This window comes from Streptococcus porci DSM 23759 (genome assembly GCF_000423765.1).
Classification (GTDB): Bacteria; Bacillota; Bacilli; order Lactobacillales; family Streptococcaceae; genus Streptococcus; species Streptococcus porci.
The window spans coordinates 1-16,961 of the sequence record NZ_AUIP01000011.1 but is presented as its reverse complement, the minus strand read 5'-3'; the positions used below and the strand labels follow the sequence as shown (position 1 = coordinate 16,961).

At 36.7% G+C, this 16,961-nt stretch carries 14 protein-coding genes; 1 reads left to right on the top strand and 13 read right to left on the bottom strand.

Annotated features, from left to right (window positions below):
* Nucleotides 1-45: 45 nt before the first annotated feature.
* From G576_RS0104865 to G576_RS0104805, 13 genes are all read right to left on the bottom strand, one after another.
* Nucleotides 46-2,088 (bottom strand): right-handed parallel beta-helix repeat-containing protein, encoded by a 2,043-nt coding sequence (locus G576_RS0104865; protein WP_027973650.1) that lies wholly within the window; start codon nucleotides 2,086-2,088, stop codon nucleotides 46-48.
* A gap of 119 nt (nucleotides 2,089-2,207) precedes the next feature.
* Nucleotides 2,208-2,855, bottom strand: coding sequence for a GDSL-type esterase/lipase family protein (locus G576_RS0104860; RefSeq protein ID WP_051177998.1), 648 nt, complete (start codon nucleotides 2,853-2,855; stop codon nucleotides 2,208-2,210).
* 96 nt (nucleotides 2,856-2,951) lie between these two features.
* On the bottom strand, nucleotides 2,952-3,887 hold the full coding sequence (locus tag G576_RS0104855; RefSeq protein WP_027973648.1) for an alpha/beta hydrolase: 936 nt from the start codon (nucleotides 3,885-3,887) through the stop codon (nucleotides 2,952-2,954).
* A gap of 127 nt (nucleotides 3,888-4,014) precedes the next feature.
* Complete coding sequence (locus G576_RS0104850; RefSeq protein WP_027973647.1) at nucleotides 4,015-6,063, bottom strand: right-handed parallel beta-helix repeat-containing protein; 2,049 nt, start codon at nucleotides 6,061-6,063, stop codon at nucleotides 4,015-4,017.
* 8 nt (nucleotides 6,064-6,071) lie between these two features.
* Nucleotides 6,072-7,040 carry a Gfo/Idh/MocA family protein gene (locus tag G576_RS0104845; protein ID WP_027973646.1) on the bottom strand — a complete coding sequence of 323 codons (969 nt, stop codon included), beginning with the start codon at nucleotides 7,038-7,040 and terminating at the stop codon, nucleotides 6,072-6,074.
* Between the two features lies 1 nt (nucleotide 7,041).
* Nucleotides 7,042-8,388, bottom strand: a complete 1,347-nt coding sequence (locus G576_RS0104840) for an MATE family efflux transporter (protein ID WP_027973645.1) — start codon at nucleotides 8,386-8,388, stop codon at nucleotides 7,042-7,044.
* A gap of 138 nt (nucleotides 8,389-8,526) precedes the next feature.
* Entirely contained in the window at nucleotides 8,527-9,072 is a 546-nt protein-coding gene (locus G576_RS12315; RefSeq protein ID WP_051177996.1) for a polysaccharide deacetylase family protein, read from the bottom strand.
* 14 nt (nucleotides 9,073-9,086) lie between these two features.
* Entirely contained in the window at nucleotides 9,087-10,625 is a 1,539-nt protein-coding gene (locus tag G576_RS12310) for a glycoside hydrolase family 43 protein (RefSeq protein ID WP_037618519.1), read from the bottom strand.
* A gap of 20 nt (nucleotides 10,626-10,645) precedes the next feature.
* The gene (locus G576_RS0104825) at nucleotides 10,646-11,749 is read right to left on the bottom strand and encodes a family 8 glycosyl hydrolase (protein ID WP_027973644.1); all 1,104 of its coding nucleotides are present in this window, start codon (nucleotides 11,747-11,749) and stop codon (nucleotides 10,646-10,648) included.
* Nucleotides 11,750-11,811: 62 nt separating this feature from the next.
* On the bottom strand, nucleotides 11,812-12,417 hold the full coding sequence (locus G576_RS0104820; protein WP_027973643.1) for a DUF624 domain-containing protein: 606 nt from the start codon (nucleotides 12,415-12,417) through the stop codon (nucleotides 11,812-11,814).
* An 18-nt stretch (nucleotides 12,418-12,435) separates the two neighbouring features.
* Nucleotides 12,436-13,326 (bottom strand): carbohydrate ABC transporter permease, encoded by an 891-nt coding sequence (locus G576_RS0104815; protein WP_027971603.1) that lies wholly within the window; start codon nucleotides 13,324-13,326, stop codon nucleotides 12,436-12,438.
* 9 nt (nucleotides 13,327-13,335) lie between these two features.
* Nucleotides 13,336-14,274 carry an ABC transporter permease gene (locus G576_RS0104810; RefSeq protein ID WP_027973642.1) on the bottom strand — a complete coding sequence of 313 codons (939 nt, stop codon included), beginning with the start codon at nucleotides 14,272-14,274 and terminating at the stop codon, nucleotides 13,336-13,338.
* Nucleotides 14,275-14,359: 85 nt separating this feature from the next.
* Nucleotides 14,360-16,045 carry a type 2 periplasmic-binding domain-containing protein gene (locus G576_RS0104805; RefSeq protein ID WP_027973641.1) on the bottom strand — a complete coding sequence of 562 codons (1,686 nt, stop codon included), beginning with the start codon at nucleotides 16,043-16,045 and terminating at the stop codon, nucleotides 14,360-14,362.
* Between the two features lie 343 nt (nucleotides 16,046-16,388).
* On the opposite strand from G576_RS0104805, the gene G576_RS0104800 reads away from it, so the two are divergent.
* Nucleotides 16,389-16,961 (top strand): helix-turn-helix domain-containing protein (locus G576_RS0104800; protein ID WP_027973640.1); only part of this gene is annotated, 573 nt, incomplete at its 3' end.

Below are 16,961 nucleotides of genomic sequence, written 5' to 3'. Positions count from 1 at the left end.
AAAAAATCCCACCTTATAGGCAAGATTTTTTGAGTTCTTACATTATTACCGGCTAGCAAGTTTTTGTAAGGCAGCTTCCTTACTGACGAACGGTCCAGCCAGCGGCACTAAACCATGGTAATCATCGAAGTAATCTGTGTCAAAAATAATTGGCGATCCGTCTGGATTTTCAAATTTTTGTTCTGGCTCAAATGCCATACCTAGGGTTTCAGTACTGATTACTGCTGTTTTGAGTTCTGGTAAAACATCGTATAGATTGGTATCGAGATACCAACCATCCTCTTTTTCCATAACAGCAATGGCTACCTCATCAACAGCGTTTTTAGCAAAGTTCACTTCTTTTTTTGATGGTTTGGCACCATTCATGAAAATATTGCCCCCAGTCCAAACTGGTAATGGTTTGTAGTAACGGTCACTCGGTGCAGACCCCATACCACAATATCCTTCAAAATCTTTGTTCCACTCTTCAAACGTTGGATAATCATTGAATGGGAAGGTGCCTACTTCTAGGTTATTATCGTCCCAGTCATCATCAATTCCCTTGAGGTAATCCATGATGGCTACCATTTCTGATCGCATTTTTTGTTGAATAAAGATATTATTGTAAAAACGATTATCACCATGTAAAAATGTCATGAAACCTGCAACTTCAGTTTGATGAGGAACATGATAAGGGGTATAACGTGGGCTCATCAAGGTCTTGGTACCGTTGTTGGTTCCTTTGCCGATTGCCAAAAGTCCGCCAGCCACGATATTATGAACCATGGCAACACCTTGAGCAGCAATTTTCACAGCACGGTCAGTAAGAAAAAGGTTATTGTCCAAAAGTGTTGGACCGTGAGAAACTTCAACAAAGACATCTTCTCCCATAGAGATGGCCGCTGACGCTTTCAAGGCCTCCTCATTGACAACGCGAGGAATACTATTATCATGGAAAAGATTCTGGCTGACGCGAGTTCCTTGAACTTGCCAGTCTAACCAAAGACCACGCGTACAGTGATGGATATGGTTTCGACGAATTTGTGCATCAATAGCCGCATGTAATTTAATCCCACCAATTTCAGCTCCATCAAGATTTTTCTTGTTATTGATATGGTGAATATGATTATCCTCAATGATAGAGAAGACACATCCCAAGTGTCCTACAATACCTGTTTGTCCACAGTCGTGAATATTATTACGACGGATAATATGTGAACCAATGCGTTCTTTAGTCCAGCCTTCACGTTGCGCTTGAAGAATCGCATCACGTTCTGTCTGAGTCCCGTCTTTATATTTCCATTTGCTCCATTTATTATCATTTTCAGGTTGGTAATATTTACCAAGTGAGATACCGCTACACTTAGCTTCATAAATGTGACAATCTTCGATAATCCAACCTTTAGACCAATGTGGGCCAATCATCCCTTCTTGTAGAGCTGTTGGCGGTGCCCATTGCACGGCTGCTTTACAGATAGTAAAACCTGATACCGTAATGAAGCTACGCCCTTCTTCTACTGGATAAAAGCAGTTCTTTCGGACGCTGATCTCAACGTTTTCTTCATTAGGATTGAGTCCTTGGAAGTTAGCATAGATGACCGTCTCATTTGTTGCTTCATCCTGCTCTGTATACCAAGTATATACTGTAAATTCTGGATCCCATGATTCTTCGTAAACTTCAGGATTAAGAACTTTTTCCAAACTCAACACTTCATAAAGTGATTTATCATTAAGGAAAACATCTCCTAAATGAGCAACCATAGTCTGTACGAACCAGTCACCGTAGACGCGTTCAACATAAGGATTAAAATCACCAAAAAGACCATTAGAAATGCGTGCTACCCACACATTACCATCATACTGCTCCCAATTTTTAACGGATTCTGCCCCTGTGATAATCGCACCTCCTTTCTCGACAGAGGTATAGGTGATACGCGCTTCGGCCGTCCCCCCATTTATCGGGTTAACATTTTCTCGGTAAATACCTGGATAAACTAAAATATCATCCCCTGGCTTTGCTAAATTGGCAGCTTCTTGGATAGATTTGAATGGATAATCTTTTGTACCTTGCCCACTTCGTGGCGCTTGTTGATTAACGTAATATTTCATTTTGTCTCCTCTATATTAGAGTTATTATTAAAATAGCATTATTGATGATATCTTTTAACTACTTCTAGTCTTTCTGAATAGAATTCGGTTTCCAACTACATCTAAAAAATATACTACACTTACACCAATGCTTCTTGCAATACTTCACACACTTTCTGATAACCTTCTATAGTTAAATGCAAACCATCTTTTGTATAATTTTTTTCCAGCTGTCCTTTGTCATCTAAAAGCAGAGGATAAATATCATAATAATGTACTTTACTATCCGTCTCAGCCAATACCTCTAGTTGAGAATTAATAGTAATAATATCTTTATTTTGTCTAATATCAACCATATCAGTATATCCTTCAATAATAGGATAGATACTAATAATATGAATTTCTGTTGCGGGATTCTCTAATTTAAGTCTATCGCAAATGTTAGTAAATGTCTCAACAATACTATCAGTACTACGATTATAAGCCAAATCGTTAGTGCCTAATAATATAAACACCTCACCTGCTTTTAAACCGCCCATAATTTCATCAAAATGCTCTAAAACTGTATCAGATCTGATTCCACTAATTCCACGTTTATACAAAATTTTTGAACTCTTAAGCATCTCTTCAATAGGAAATCCTTCTGTGATTGAATCACCTAAGAAGACAACTTGCCCTGTTTCAGCAAATTTATTTAATTTTGAAAAATTTTCGATCTTATTTAAAATATCATTTTGTAAGAATTCATAATTTAATTCTCTTACAATTTCCATGATTTTCTGATCCATTATTTCAGTATCCTAATAAGCTAGTCTATACAGTAAGAATGTGAAAACACCTTTTCTGTCTCACTCCTACAATTTAAATAAATCAACACATCCAAACTAATTCCAAGGACTCTGCTTTTCCAGTGGTAGCATAAATCGCTTAGATAACCATTTTTCAGCTAATTCGATCCAAATACGTACGGTATCATCTACTTCGACTATACTTGGAGCTGTCGCCTGTGTAGCAAGAGATAAACCATGCGGACCATCTTCAAATACATGTAATTCAAACGGAATACCCTTATTTGCTAAAGCCGTCGCTAAAATTGTAGATTGATTTACATTAACCAATTGATCACTAGTAGTTGTCCAAATAAACATTGGAGGTGTAGAGTCATCAATTAATTTAGCACTGCTAACACTCAGCAATTGCTCCTCAGTCGGATTTTCATTTCCCAAAAATGTACGATTTGAGATTTCAAAAAATCTTGTTCCTGATTTACCCTGACTTTTCACAAATTCTTGATGTACACAATAATCTGTCAAAGGATAACCAACTATAATAGCAGCAGGACGTGTTCTTTCTATATCAAAACTATTAGTTATGATTGGCTTATTCCAATAAACACCATAATTCGTAACATTATTTCCGCCTGCAGAGAATCCACATAAAATTAATTTATCTGTATCAACTAGCCAATCGTCAGCATGCTCATGAATAATAGAGAAGGCATTAGCGATATCCAACATAGGAGTAGGAAAAATAGTATCATCCTTAAAATTAATAGAATCCGAAAAAATACTATTATAGTCTTCTTTATCATCTAAAAGAACATGATACCTTAATACAAATGCGTGGTAGCCCATAGCTGCAAATCTAAGGGCGACAATCTCTCCTTCTCGATCAGAACAATTAATGTAAGCCCCACCAGGACAAATAATGATTGCTGGTCTTTTTTTCCCATTCAAGAGCTCTGGTGAATCTTCTAAAATATAAGATGTTAAATCCACATTATCTCGTTTATTATCTAAATTAAATTTTTTGATTAACATATATTACTACCTCTAGTTTTAAGTATGTTGAAAATATTGGTTAGATCGAATCTATAACGTTTGATCTTTTTATCAACCAATAATAAATCATACAAAAGCTTAAATAGTTGAGTCTCTATGTTATCTATTAGTTAATCTTAGAAATAAGTTTTTGTAGACCACTGAATTTATCTACAAATGGTCCAGCTAACGGCACTAGACTATGGCGATTATCAAAATAATCTGTATCGAAGACAATTGGTGAACCATCTGGATTTTCAAATTTTTGTTCTGGTTCAAAAGCCATACCTAGTATTTCTGTGCTGATAACTCCTGTCTTAAGTTCAGGTAAAACATCATAAAGATTGGTTTCTAAGTACCAGCCATCTGCTTTTTCAACAACGGAAATAGACACTTTATCTGTGGTGTTTTCTGCATAGTTAACTTCTTTAGTTGATGGTTTCGCGCCATTCATAAAGATGTTACCACCTGTCCATACAGGAAGCGGACTGTAATAACGATCACTTGGCGCAGAGCCCATTCCACAATAGCCTTCAAATTCCTTATCCCACTCTTCAAAGGTTGGGTAAGAATCAAACGGGAAGGTTCCAGTCTCAACATTATTATCGTCCCAATCATTTTTTTCAGCCTTAGATTTTTTCATAATTTCAACCATTTCAGGACGAAGGTCTTGTTGAATGAAAATGTTGTTGTAGAAACGATCGTCACCATGCAAGAAAGTCATGAAGCCAGCCACTTCTGTTTGGTGGGGCACATGATATGGTGTGTAGCGAGGACTACTAATACCTTTCGCACCATTATTAGTACCAACCCCAACAGCTACAAAACCACCTGCAACAATATTATGTACTAACGCAACACCTTGAGTAGCCATTTTTACTGACCTTTCAGATAGGAACAGATTATTATCTAAAAGTGTTGGACCATGAGAAACTTCCAGAAAAACATCTTCACCTACAACAACCGACACCGATAACGCTACTCTGTCTCCTTTAAATTCTTTTGGAATAGTATTATCATAAAAAAGGTTCTGACTAACACGAGTTCCTTGAGCTTGCCAGTCTAACCAAAGACCTCGACTACAATGATGGATATGGTTTCGACGAATTTGTGTGTCAATAGCCGCATGCAATTTAATCCCACCAATTTCGGCACCAGCAAGATTTTGTTTGTTATTAATATGGTGAATATGATTGTCTTCAATGATTGAGAAGACACAGCCTAGATGACCTACAATACCTGTTTGTCCACAGTCATGGATGTTATTACGACGGATAATATGTGAACCTATGCGTTCTTTCGTCCATCCTTCACGTTGAGCTTGTAAGATAACTTCACGTTCTGTCTGAGTACCATCTTTATATTTCCACTTACTCCACTTATTATCATTTTCAGGTTGATAATACTTACCAAGTGAAATTCCGCTACATTTTGCTTCGTAGATATCACAATCTTCAATAATCCAACCCTTAGACCAGTGTGGACCAATCATCCCTTCTTGAAGAGCAGTCGGTGGAGCCCATTGAACAGCGGCCTTACAGATGGTAAAACCTGACACAGTAATATAACTGCGACCTTCTTCCACTGGATAAAAACAGTTCTTACGGACACTTATCTCTACATTTTCCTCATTTGGATTCAGTCCTTGGAAATTTGCATAGATAATAGTCTCATCAGCAGTTTCATCTTGCTCCGTATACCAAGTGTAAATTGAAAAATCTGAATCCCATGATTCTAACTTAATCACTGGGGATAAAACATCGTCAAGAGTTTCAACTTCATAAAGTGATTTATCATTTAAGAAAACGTCCCCCAAGTGCGCTAAAATTGTTTGTACAAACCAGTCACCATAGACACGTTCAACATAAGGATTAAAATCACCAAAAAGACCATTAGAAATGCGTGCTACCCACACATTACCATCATACTGCTCCCAAGTTTTTACGGATTCTGCCCCTGTGATAATGGCAGCTTCTTTTTCTACAGACGTATAGGTGATTCTTGCATCTGCTGTACCACCATTAACCGGATTAACATTTTCACGATAAACCCCAGGATAGACTAAGACTTCGTCACCTGGTTTAGCTAAATTAGCTGCTTCTTGAATTGATTTGAAAGGATACTCCTTCGTTCCTTGCCCACTACGTGGCGCTTGTTGATTAACGTAATATTTCATTTTGTCTCCTATTCCGTTTCAGAAAGATAGACCACACCCAATTGTCGGCGACAATCATCTAACATATTCATAACATCTAGTGTACTTTCAAGACTAATTTCACTCTCTAGCTGACCAGATAAAATCTCATCAGCAACGATATCAGCTTGTCTTAAGAATAATAACTGATGTTCTGCTTGATAAATTTCCTTTTCATTTCCAAAGACACTGGCACTTTTTGCCATGTGAAAGTCTTTGATATGAAGTGTTCCATTTTCTCCAAAAAGTAGAAAATGTTCTCCACGTGAACCATTAATACCAACATACAATCTAGCTTTGAAATCGCCATAATCAAGAATGATTTCCTCATTTAAATCAACACCGTCTTTCAGTTCTCCTGTACAGGTGATGTTTTGAGGATACCCAAATAGCTCATAACAATAGCGAAGAGAGTAAACTCCAATATCCATAACCGCTCCACCAATTAATTCAATTGAGGTCAATCGTGGATTCCCATAATTCCAAATCATAGGAAGAGAATAAGAAACCTCTACATCTTGAACTTTACCAAAGCGATCTTCTTTTATCCAAGTCTTGACTTGTTTAGCCACATCATTATGCCATGTCCACATGGCTTCAGAAACATAGACCCCTTCTTGACGAGCATAGTCAATTACTTCTTGAGCTTCTTTTGCATTTACCGTAAATGGTTTTTCACAAAGAACAGGCTTTTTATGAGCAATACAGAGCTTCATAAATTCAGCATGACAATCTGCTGTAACTGCAATGTAAACCCCATCAACATTAGAATCATTAAGAAGATCTTCAACCCGTTCGTACACCATACCGCCAAAACGTTCTGAAAAACGCTCAGCTCTTGACAAGGTTCTATTCCAAAGTGCTACAATTTGGTGTTTATCCGACTGTTCAAGTTCTTTTGCGACGCTTTCAGCAATGCCACCACAGCCAATAAAGCCCCATTTGAATAATTTGCTCATCTCACGTCTCCTTTTTTATATGACAGGTATATTGTCTTTTAAATCTATAGTAACTATAAGCAATCGGTATCAAGGCTCCAATCCATGCAAGAGGATTAGCAATTGTGGCACCTACAAATCCAAAATGTTTTGCTAATATTACTGCAGCAAACATTCTCATGAATAGTTCTATAATACCAGCTATTGTTGGGGTCACCGAATTTCCAACACCTTGTATCGTATAGCGATAAATTAAGAGCATCGCTAAAAAGAAATAAATAGATGAATTTGTCACAAAAAACCATTTCCCTAGCTGCACAACTTCCTCTTGATTTTGTCCTACAAACAATCTTAGAAAATGTTCCCCAAAAAGTGCTAAAGTCAATCCTATCACTACACTAAAAGTAATTGACACTTTTAGACATTCTCTAACACCCATCCAAATACGATCATAGAATCGTGCACCATAATTCTGTGCAACATAGGTTGCCATTGCAACTCCAAAAGACATCATCGGCATAGTTGCCAATTGGTCAATACGACCAGATGCGGTATAAGCAGCTACAGAAGGCGCTCCCAACCCATTTAGAGCTACCTGTAAAGTGATAGCTCCAATCGCAATAATGGACATTTGAAATGCCATCGGAAAGGAAATGCGAACATGCAACCAAAAAAAGTCATTATCAATCTTAAATGAATCTTGGTGTAAATGTAAAATTGGTACTTTTAACCAAATAAAAATAATACAACTTACAAAAGAGAAGACTTGAGCTATAATAGTGGCAACTCCAGCGCCAGAAACACCCATATTTCCATAAACGATAAAAATATAATCCAGAATAATATTAATAATACATGCAGCAATTAAAAAATATAATGGCGTTCGTGAATCACCTATTGAACGTAGACTGTTTGACATAAGATTGTACAGCATCGAAGCTAACATTCCACCAAAAAGGATTCGTAAATAACTTTCAGATTCGTTTATAATTTCATTTGGAGTTTTCATCATTTCCAGAATGGTACGACAAAAAAATAAACTTAATATTGTCAATATGACTCCCACAACTATTGATATGATTATAGAAGTACCGAAACTTTTAGAAACAGACTGAAAGTCCTTAGCACCGTATTTTTGTGCTAAAGGAATCGCTAGACCTGACGCTAATCCGTGAGCAAATCCTAAAATTAAAAATGTGATACTTCCTGTTGCTCCAACAGCAGCTAAAGCACTCATACCAACCGTACGGCCGACAATAAAAGTATCAGCCATGCTATATACTTGTTGAAAAATATTCCCAATAAACAATGGTATAGCAAACAGTAGGATTAATCTCATTGGATTCCCTTTTGTCATATCTTTAACCATTTTTCACTCCATTTTCAAAATTATGATGCTATATTTTGAAGACTATTCGATTTCACACTGATGATTGACTATCAAGCATCATCAAATCATCCCTAGTTAATTACGCTCAATCTATCAATCACAACGATATTCCTTTGTTCATTTCAAAACATCATCTACAGATACAAAAGTATAATTTTCTCTTTGTAAGAATTCTAAAATTCGAGGTAAGGCTTTGACAGTCTCTGGAAAGCAGTGCATGAGAAGGATCGCCTGATTTTTACTTTCTTTAATTACATTATCGACAATCTCATCTGCTAAAATACCAGACCAATCTCTCGAATCTGCTGACCATAGTACGATTTTCTTTTGAATAAGCTCTTCAACACGTTTATCAATGTGTCCATAAGGTGGTCTAAAAAGAGTTGTTTCAACACCTGTAATATCAAAAATTGCCTGATCTGTTTTTACAATTTCTTCCACTACTTTCGTGTCATCTACCTCAAGTAAGCTAGGATGGGTCCAAGTATGGTTTGCTAACCAGTGACCTGAAGCTATCAAGTCTGTTAAGACATTCTCGTATCCTGATATTTTTTCGCCCCAAAGAAAAAATGTAGCTTTAGCATTATAACGTTGTAAAATATCAAAGATTTCCCTTGCTTCTAAATTTGGTCCATCATCAAATGTTAATGCAATTTTTTTCATTTTTACCTCTACGATTAAATTGATGGTAATCGTTCATGGATAACTTCAATGACATCTATATACCCACAATCATCTGAAGACGGGCTTGTGGTAAATATCCCTATAGTACATCCCACGAATCCACCAGCTACTTCTGTGCTTAAATAATGTACATCAATATTTTCTGCGACTATAATTTCTTTACCACAACTACAAACAATTGCTTTTAAAGCTTGTCCATTACCTTCAAATATTAAATCATTAACATTTGAAGGTAATTCTACTTCACCAAGACAGCTTTCTTCACCAGCTAAAGTAATCAATAGCCTTGATCGATATCCTTTCCCATTTGGTTCCAATGTCAACTCAACAAAATAATCATTATTTTGTAAAATCACAATACTGGCTCGCGAACCTATACCAAGATATGATTCTATCTGTGCTGAAAATCGATAATACATAGATTTTTGACGAGTGCCAACATATGTTGGACTCGCTAAGTCTCGTAATGTCATTGTACTTGGAATTAAACGTAACTTTCTACCATCTACTCCCCATTGATAGTTATTTGTATCAGGATTTCGCAAATACATAAACTCTGGAGAATAACTAGACATGCCAAAATGTGTTTTCTCCTCAACATCAACTAATTTCAAATAATGTTCTGATTCTACTAAAAGTCTTCCCTCTCCAACATTGACTACTGGCCAGCCATCTTCCCACGTCACTTCCGCTAGGAAAGTTTCTCGACCTAGATTACTATAGCCATCAAAAATCCTACTAGCAAGACAAGTCATATACCAACGCCCATCTGGTGTCTCCACTAAATCACCATGTCCTACATTGCATACTGGATAGTTTTTCCCAAGGTGACGATGGGTTAAAATCGGATTGTTTTTATTACCAATATAAGGACCTCCAACTTGTTCAGACCTGGCAATCGTTACACAATGGTTAAAACTAGTCCCTCCTTCTGCAATCATTAAATAGTAGTAACCATCTTTCTTATAGACATGCGGACCTTCTGGCCAAATAACATCTCGAAGAGCGCCTTTCCATAAGAAAGTACTCACACCAATTAATTGATGGGTTGAAAGGTCTAACTCTTGCAGCCAAACCTCCCAATCCCCATTGTAGGTAACTCCTTTAGGGTTTGGACGTGTTCCAACATAATAGCAGCGACCATCATCGTCAAAGAATAGACTTGGATCAATTCCGGGAGCATTATCAAGGTAATGAGGTTCAGACCACGGTCCTTTGGGATCAGTTGCAGTAACATAGAAATTTCCTCCATGTGTCACATTGGTAGTGATCATATAAAACACCCCATTATGATACCTAATACACGGTGCAAAAATTCCTTGTGAATGCTCAGCACCTTTTAAAGGCAATTGTTCCTCACGATCCAATACATTCCCTATATGTTCCCAATTAACCAAATCTTTACTGTGATATATTGCAACACCAGGAAAATAGGCAAATGTAGAAGTAACTAAATAGTAATCATCACCAACCGCACAAACCGACGGATCTGGTGAAAAACCTTCAATAATTGGATTACGATAGCTTGCCATATCAATAGACCCTTTCTCTATTAGAAACTCCGATAACGACCACTTAAGGCCATAAATGAAAATGCATATAAGAAATTATCATAATAACGATACTTACCAGTACGCATTTCCATATTCCACAAGCGCTCCACAAATACTTTAGCATTATCTGTCTCTTTATTTGCTAGAGAGGCTGCAGCCAAAGTTGCAATAAGACCAACAGGATGCCAAACCTGTGTTTCTGTAGGTTCCCCTTCAACAGTAAGAACATAACGATAATGTTCTGAATTTGCATCAATGAAAAATTCTTGAAGTTTTGCCAAACGATCTTTAAGTACCGCATCTTCACCATACCAAACCATATCATTAGCAACGTTAAGAGCAGTACGATAAGCATCACTATAAAAATATGGGTGTTCACTATCATATTGAGGTGAGCCGTCATACAAGCTATACTCAGGGTTCAATCCCGTTTCTGGATGTAAAGCTATTTTTAAAAACTCACGACTTGCTTGAGCAGCTTTTTTCCAAAACGGACGATCTTCTTCATTTGCATAAAGCGCAAATTGTTCATAAAAATGTGGTAAATGATAAGAAGGATCCGTAAAATCACAGTTTGGTATAAACTTGATTAAATAATTGTTAGGATCCCACATTGGGTCACCCGAATATTTACTACCTTTATGCAAACAATAGTGAAGCAGGTCACGCGCACGCTCAGAATAGTTAAAAATTCCTTCGCCATCACCCCAACGATTTGAAGCAAAGAAGAGATCCATCGCAAAAAATTCTTCACCATCTGGGGCAGGCCCATATGAGTTTTTTGTTCCCGAAGGATCAACAGACCAAGCAAAATAATGAGCATTTTCGCCTTCGTCCATATACATGTAAGTCATGACCCAACGCCATAGCTTATCAAATATATCCTTCCGATCATATTCAACAGCCATAAGCATTGCATATGACATTCCTTCGGTACGAACATCTATATTTCCAGTATCAACGACATAACCCATGCCATCTTCTGTTTCATAATATACTTTTGATTCTTCATCTTCAAAAATTGTAGTCCAAAGTTGTTTTACACGTTGGTCAATCTCCACTTCAGGATAACCATATTCTTTAAATAAATTTGTAAATTCCATAATAAATTCCTTGCTTTAAGTATCAAAAATAATACTAAAAATCATTAAGACACATTTTAAACTTATGATATTGTTGCTTTAACGGCACTAAAAATTGTTTCACAAGTACTGACAATCAATCGCAGTCCAATCACTATAAAGATAATAGCAGCAAATTGGAACAACCATGTCAGCGTTCCTAAAGCCAGAACAATTATCAAAAGTCCAAACGCTTTGGAAAGATTCATGGCAAGCATAACAAGTGAATTTTTGACAACTGTTGCTAAATTGTCTGAAAAACGAGCATTATAAGCTAATGACAAAAACACGACAGGTATTGCTAATAAAAGCACTAAGCCTAAAAAGACTTGGAGCCCATTAGACAATAAGGTAGGGTGTTGTAAAAGTTGTTGATAATTCAATATAAATGAAATCACTTCTATTAGAAATAAAAACCAAATCACAGTACTTTGTTTCCATGAAGATTTCAGTGCATTAAAATAATTTCTAAAAACTGCCTTATTTTGGTTCGTAGAGTAGTTATAGTACGTTTTATACAATGCACTAAAAGAGGCTCCAAACGTCACAAACGGTAGTGACGTGAGTAGACAAAGCCCTATCATTGTTAAATAATCTACTAAGGCACTAATTTTTTCTAATCTCTCAAGTGAACAATTTTTCTTGTACATAACCATCCCTCTTAATATCTATTCTTTAACTCCACCAATGGTTAAACCGCTTACAAAATAACGTTGTAAAAATGGATACAAACATACAATTGGAAATGCAGTTACAATTGTAGTGGCAGCCCGTACTGAAGCTGGTGTTACCATACTACCTGCTGATGCTGCATTTTTCATATCATTTGCATTAGCACCTTGAGTCATAACAGAAGCTAACAATTTCATCAGTTCATATTGCAGTGTACTTAATCTTTCATTAAATCCATTAAATAACATTGCATCGAACCATGAGTTCCAGTGACCAACGGCTACAAAAAGAGCTACAGTAGCTAAAACTGGCTTACATAAAGGTAAAATAATGCTTAAAAAGATTCTAATATGACCTGCACCATCAATCTTAGCACTCTCTATTAAACTTTCAGGTAAGCCATGAATGTAGGTACGGATGACTAACAGATTAAAGGCACTTACCAATCCCGGCAAAACATATACCCAAAAAGTATTAGTCAATCCAATTTTTTGTAACCAAATATAGCTTGGAATCATACCTGCATTCAAATACATTGTAAGCAGGAATAAAATAGTAATAGGAGTTCTAAAAACAAATTCTTTTCGACTTAAAACATAGGCTAAAAGAGCTGTCAAAAAAGTCTGAAGGAAAACCGCAATAACTGTTCTAGCCACTGAAATGACAGCTGCATTCATTAGCGTTTCTTTCGCAAAGACAGCCTTAAAATTATCAAAAGTAAACTTCCGTGGTAATAAATAAATCCCTCCACGTAAAGTATCCATACCATCATTGAAAGCAACCGCCAGAGTATTCAAAATTGGATATAACGTTGCAAGAACAAAACTTATTAAAAATACCCATTTGAAAATATCAAATAATCTATCTGAAATAGCTACTTTTTTCATACTCCCCTCCTAGAACAATGTTTCTTCACCGGCAGCTTTAGCTAGGCGATTCGCAACAGTAATTAAGATCACACTTACTAAACTGTTAAAGATACCTGCAGCAGTCGCAAATGAATAGTTATTGAGGCTGATTCCATATTTCAGTACAAAAATGTCAATCGTTTGAGAAACTTCTTGAACTAAACCATTACCCAAAAGATATTGAACCTCAAATCCTGCACTTAAAATATTACCAATATTAATCAATAACAAGATGAATATCGTTGGTTTAATACCTGGAAGTGTGATATGCCAAATTTTTCTTAAACGATTTGCGCCATCAATTTCTGCCGATTCGTAAAGTTCTTCATTGATAGCTGACATCGCTGCTAAGTAAATAATACTGCCCCATCCAGTACTTTTCCAAACATTAGAGAAGCCAACAATCCACCAGAAATATTTAGGTTCTGAAAGAAAACTGATTGGTTTATCAATGATATTAAAAGTCATTAACAACTGATTGAGAATACCACTCTCAGTACTCAGCACATCCATTACAATTCCTGTTACAATAATCCAAGATAAGAAGTGAGGCATATAAGAAATGGTCTGCATTACTTTTTTAACCCATTTATTTCTTACTTCATTAAGCAAAATGGCAAAACCAATTGAAAAAATGAATCCTAGAGTTAAATTTAACAAACTCATCCCAAGAGTATTTCTTACAACCCTCAAGAAGTTATCATCAGAAAAAAGTAGTTTAAAATTATCAAATCCCACCCACTCTTGGTCAAAATAACCACGACCTGGACGGAATTTTTGAAAGGCCATTACCCACCCAATAAGTGGAGCATAATTAAAAAATATTACATAGATAACAAATGGCAGAGCCAATAAACATAAATCCTTTTGCAACATCATTCGTTGAAAAAAAGTTTTATTCCCTGAAGTTTTTTGTTTTTTTGCCATTTTTTACCTCCTATTCATTCTTTTCTAGAAAATATAAGCCGAATGCTTTCCAAATTGAAGAACATTCGGCTTTCTTTATTTGGAATTAGTCAACTTTCTTTTGGATCTCTTGCTCCAACTTATAACGACGGTCAACTTCTTTAGTCAAAGCATCTTCATAAGCCTTGTAGTCAATTTTAGCATCGTAGTCCTTCATGTAATCTGACCAGTTTTTATCAAAGTTACTTGGACCACCAATGATGATTTTTGGCAACCATTGCATCTTCACATCAGTCATGTTTTGGTTGGCAATACCAGCAGCATCTGCTGTTGTCCATTTGTTACGTTCAGTGTAAATTGGGAACCAAGCAGAAACTGGATCTTGCAAACGCATCATGGCATTGAAATTTGGTGCATCATAGGCAGCAAGCACTTCTTTGTCAATATCAGACAAGGTCTTTTCAAATTCAGATTTTTGTTCACTTGGCCAAACAGCATTTTTACCGTCAGGAAGGTATCCTTTGTAACCAGGCATGTAACCAAATGGTACACTGTTTTTGTTGACATAGTCTGAGTCTTTCCAATTCGCATTTTGTTCTTCTGTACGGTAGAACATACCATCGTCATCCACTTCATAGTCGACGCCTTTTTCACCCCAGTTGCGGAGAATCATACCTTTTTCAGAGGCGATATCATCAAGCATTTGGAGAGCACCTTTGACATCTTTACAACTTACTGTGATTCCGATACCACCTTGAGTTGTCAATACTGGGCCTTCGCGGTATTGAGGTTGAACGCTTGGATCAAGAGTCAAGCCAAGTGGTACCCATGTCAATTCATCTTTACCTTGAGAAATCAAAGAGTTTTCAGCAGAGTCAATGTTCCAACCTTGGTCAACCATACCAAGAACACGTCCTGAAGATAATTTAGCGATGTATTGGTCATATTTTGCGGTAAAGGTTTCTGGGTCGATAACACCTTTATCGTATTGTTCAGATAAAATCTTAAAGTATTCTTTCGCTTCAGGAATCTTATCATAAACTTTTGCTTGACGAGTGTCCAAATCAACAATGGCAGCACCATCATTTGGATAGCCAGCCAAGAACATTGGAGGATTTTCAAGAGCGTAGTAGCGCCAGTCATCAGAGATGATTTCAAAACCAATATTATCTTGACCATCATCCGTCTTAGGATTAGCAGCTAGGTAGTCGTTGATTAGTTTGAAGTATTCATCTACAGTTTTGATTTCAGGGTAATTAGCCCATTTCAAAACACGTTTTTGAATCCAGAAGGCTTCACCATTATAAGCAGTAGACAGGTCAACCATACCATCACGTTGTGCAAATTGAGGGATGGTGTAGATGTGACCATCATTGTCTTCTTTTATCTTTTGCCATTGCACATCTGACAAGGTTGCCTTCAAGTTAGGGTATTCATCAAGATAGTCTTCAAGAGGTACGTAAGCACCAGCATCAATCATGGTAGAACGGGCATCAGAAGCATCGACAAGGTCTGGGTATTCACCACCTGCGACCATAACACCGATACGTTCTTTAGCTGTTTGACCAGTCAACCATGATACTTTCACACGCCACCCAAATTCTTTTGCGAAAGCATCATTTAATCGGGAATTATCAGGAACTTCTGTACCTGGAACAGCATTGAATGCAGTGAACTGTTTTGTGCCATCTTTATTAACAGCTTGTTCCCCAGCATCTTTTTTTCCACCACAGCCAATAAGCACCAATAGAGCACCTAAAATAACTGCTAAAAATTTTAAAGTTTTTTTCATGTCTATTTTCCTTTCAAAAATTAAATATATGATATTTGTAACTACAAAGTAAGGATTTCCTAAATCCTAGGCAATACCTCCTTTCCCAAAATCCTTAACCATCGTTACGATAATTGTTAAACTTATTGCCAATTATAAACCAATATAAGAAATTATCTCTAATGTTTGTTTGTTCGCTAAACTTACTAAACAAAGTATACAACTTTTGAAGATTTTTGTAAAGCGCTTTCTTTGTTTTATTTTAAAATTTTTTGCTCCCCGCGTTGTAAAATGAAGTGCAACAAAAAGACATGTTCGTCTGATATACTAGAATTCCCCAACTCAGTATAGAAAGCAGATGAACATGTCCAACACTCATTCTACCAAAAAATCATCCTATTCTCATCTCTCAGCCACAGAACGTGGTGAAATTGCTGCTTATCTTAAAGTGGGAAAGAAACCAGTTGAGATTGCTCGGCTCTTGGGTCGTCACCGTTCTACAATTTGTCGAGAAATCAAACGTGGTTCAGTCAATCAGGTACAGGATAAGAATGGGAGACGAACCTATTTCAGCGCCTATTTCGCTGATAGTGGACAAGGTGTCTATGAAACCAATCGTCAAAAGTGTTCTTATCTCAAGTTGAATGACTGCTCCGCTAGGTTCATTGAACAATTAGGGGATGCCTTGAAGGCTAACATCCGTCTCCATAGCGTAGATAGTTTTGTTCAGACTTATAAAGCAACCCATCCTGAAGAAGTCGTACCCTCTACCAAAACGATTTATCGTTATATCAAAGAGGGGTTGTTAGCTATTAAACCAATCGATCTGCCTAAGATGGTTCGTATCAGAAAACGTTCTAAGAAAGTCACGAAGACGAATCGGAAGACTTTGGGTAAGTCTATCGAAGAACGTCCGGAGTGTATCAATGACTGTTCT

What these genes read in the sequence shown, in the direction of transcription:
- G576_RS0104865 (WP_027973650.1), bottom strand. Translation starts at nt 2,088, where the DNA reads ATGAAATATTACGTTAATCAACAAGCGCCACGAAGTGGGCAAGGTACA.
- G576_RS0104860 (WP_051177998.1), bottom strand. Translation starts at nt 2,855, where the DNA reads ATGGATCAGAAAATCATGGAAATTGTAAGAGAATTAAATTATGAATTC.
- G576_RS0104855 (WP_027973648.1), bottom strand. Translation starts at nt 3,887, where the DNA reads ATGTTAATCAAAAAATTTAATTTAGATAATAAACGAGATAATGTGGAT.
- G576_RS0104850 (WP_027973647.1), bottom strand. Translation starts at nt 6,063, where the DNA reads ATGAAATATTACGTTAATCAACAAGCGCCACGTAGTGGGCAAGGAACG.
- G576_RS0104845 (WP_027973646.1), bottom strand. Translation starts at nt 7,040, where the DNA reads ATGAGCAAATTATTCAAATGGGGCTTTATTGGCTGTGGTGGCATTGCT.
- G576_RS0104840 (WP_027973645.1), bottom strand. Translation starts at nt 8,388, where the DNA reads ATGGTTAAAGATATGACAAAAGGGAATCCAATGAGATTAATCCTACTG.
- G576_RS12315 (WP_051177996.1), bottom strand. Translation starts at nt 9,072, where the DNA reads ATGAAAAAAATTGCATTAACATTTGATGATGGACCAAATTTAGAAGCA.
- G576_RS12310 (WP_037618519.1), bottom strand. Translation starts at nt 10,625, where the DNA reads ATGGCAAGCTATCGTAATCCAATTATTGAAGGTTTTTCACCAGATCCG.
- G576_RS0104825 (WP_027973644.1), bottom strand. Translation starts at nt 11,749, where the DNA reads ATGGAATTTACAAATTTATTTAAAGAATATGGTTATCCTGAAGTGGAG.
- G576_RS0104820 (WP_027973643.1), bottom strand. Translation starts at nt 12,417, where the DNA reads ATGTACAAGAAAAATTGTTCACTTGAGAGATTAGAAAAAATTAGTGCC.
- G576_RS0104815 (WP_027971603.1), bottom strand. Translation starts at nt 13,326, where the DNA reads ATGAAAAAAGTAGCTATTTCAGATAGATTATTTGATATTTTCAAATGG.
- G576_RS0104810 (WP_027973642.1), bottom strand. Translation starts at nt 14,274, where the DNA reads ATGGCAAAAAAACAAAAAACTTCAGGGAATAAAACTTTTTTTCAACGA.
- G576_RS0104805 (WP_027973641.1), bottom strand. Translation starts at nt 16,045, where the DNA reads ATGAAAAAAACTTTAAAATTTTTAGCAGTTATTTTAGGTGCTCTATTG.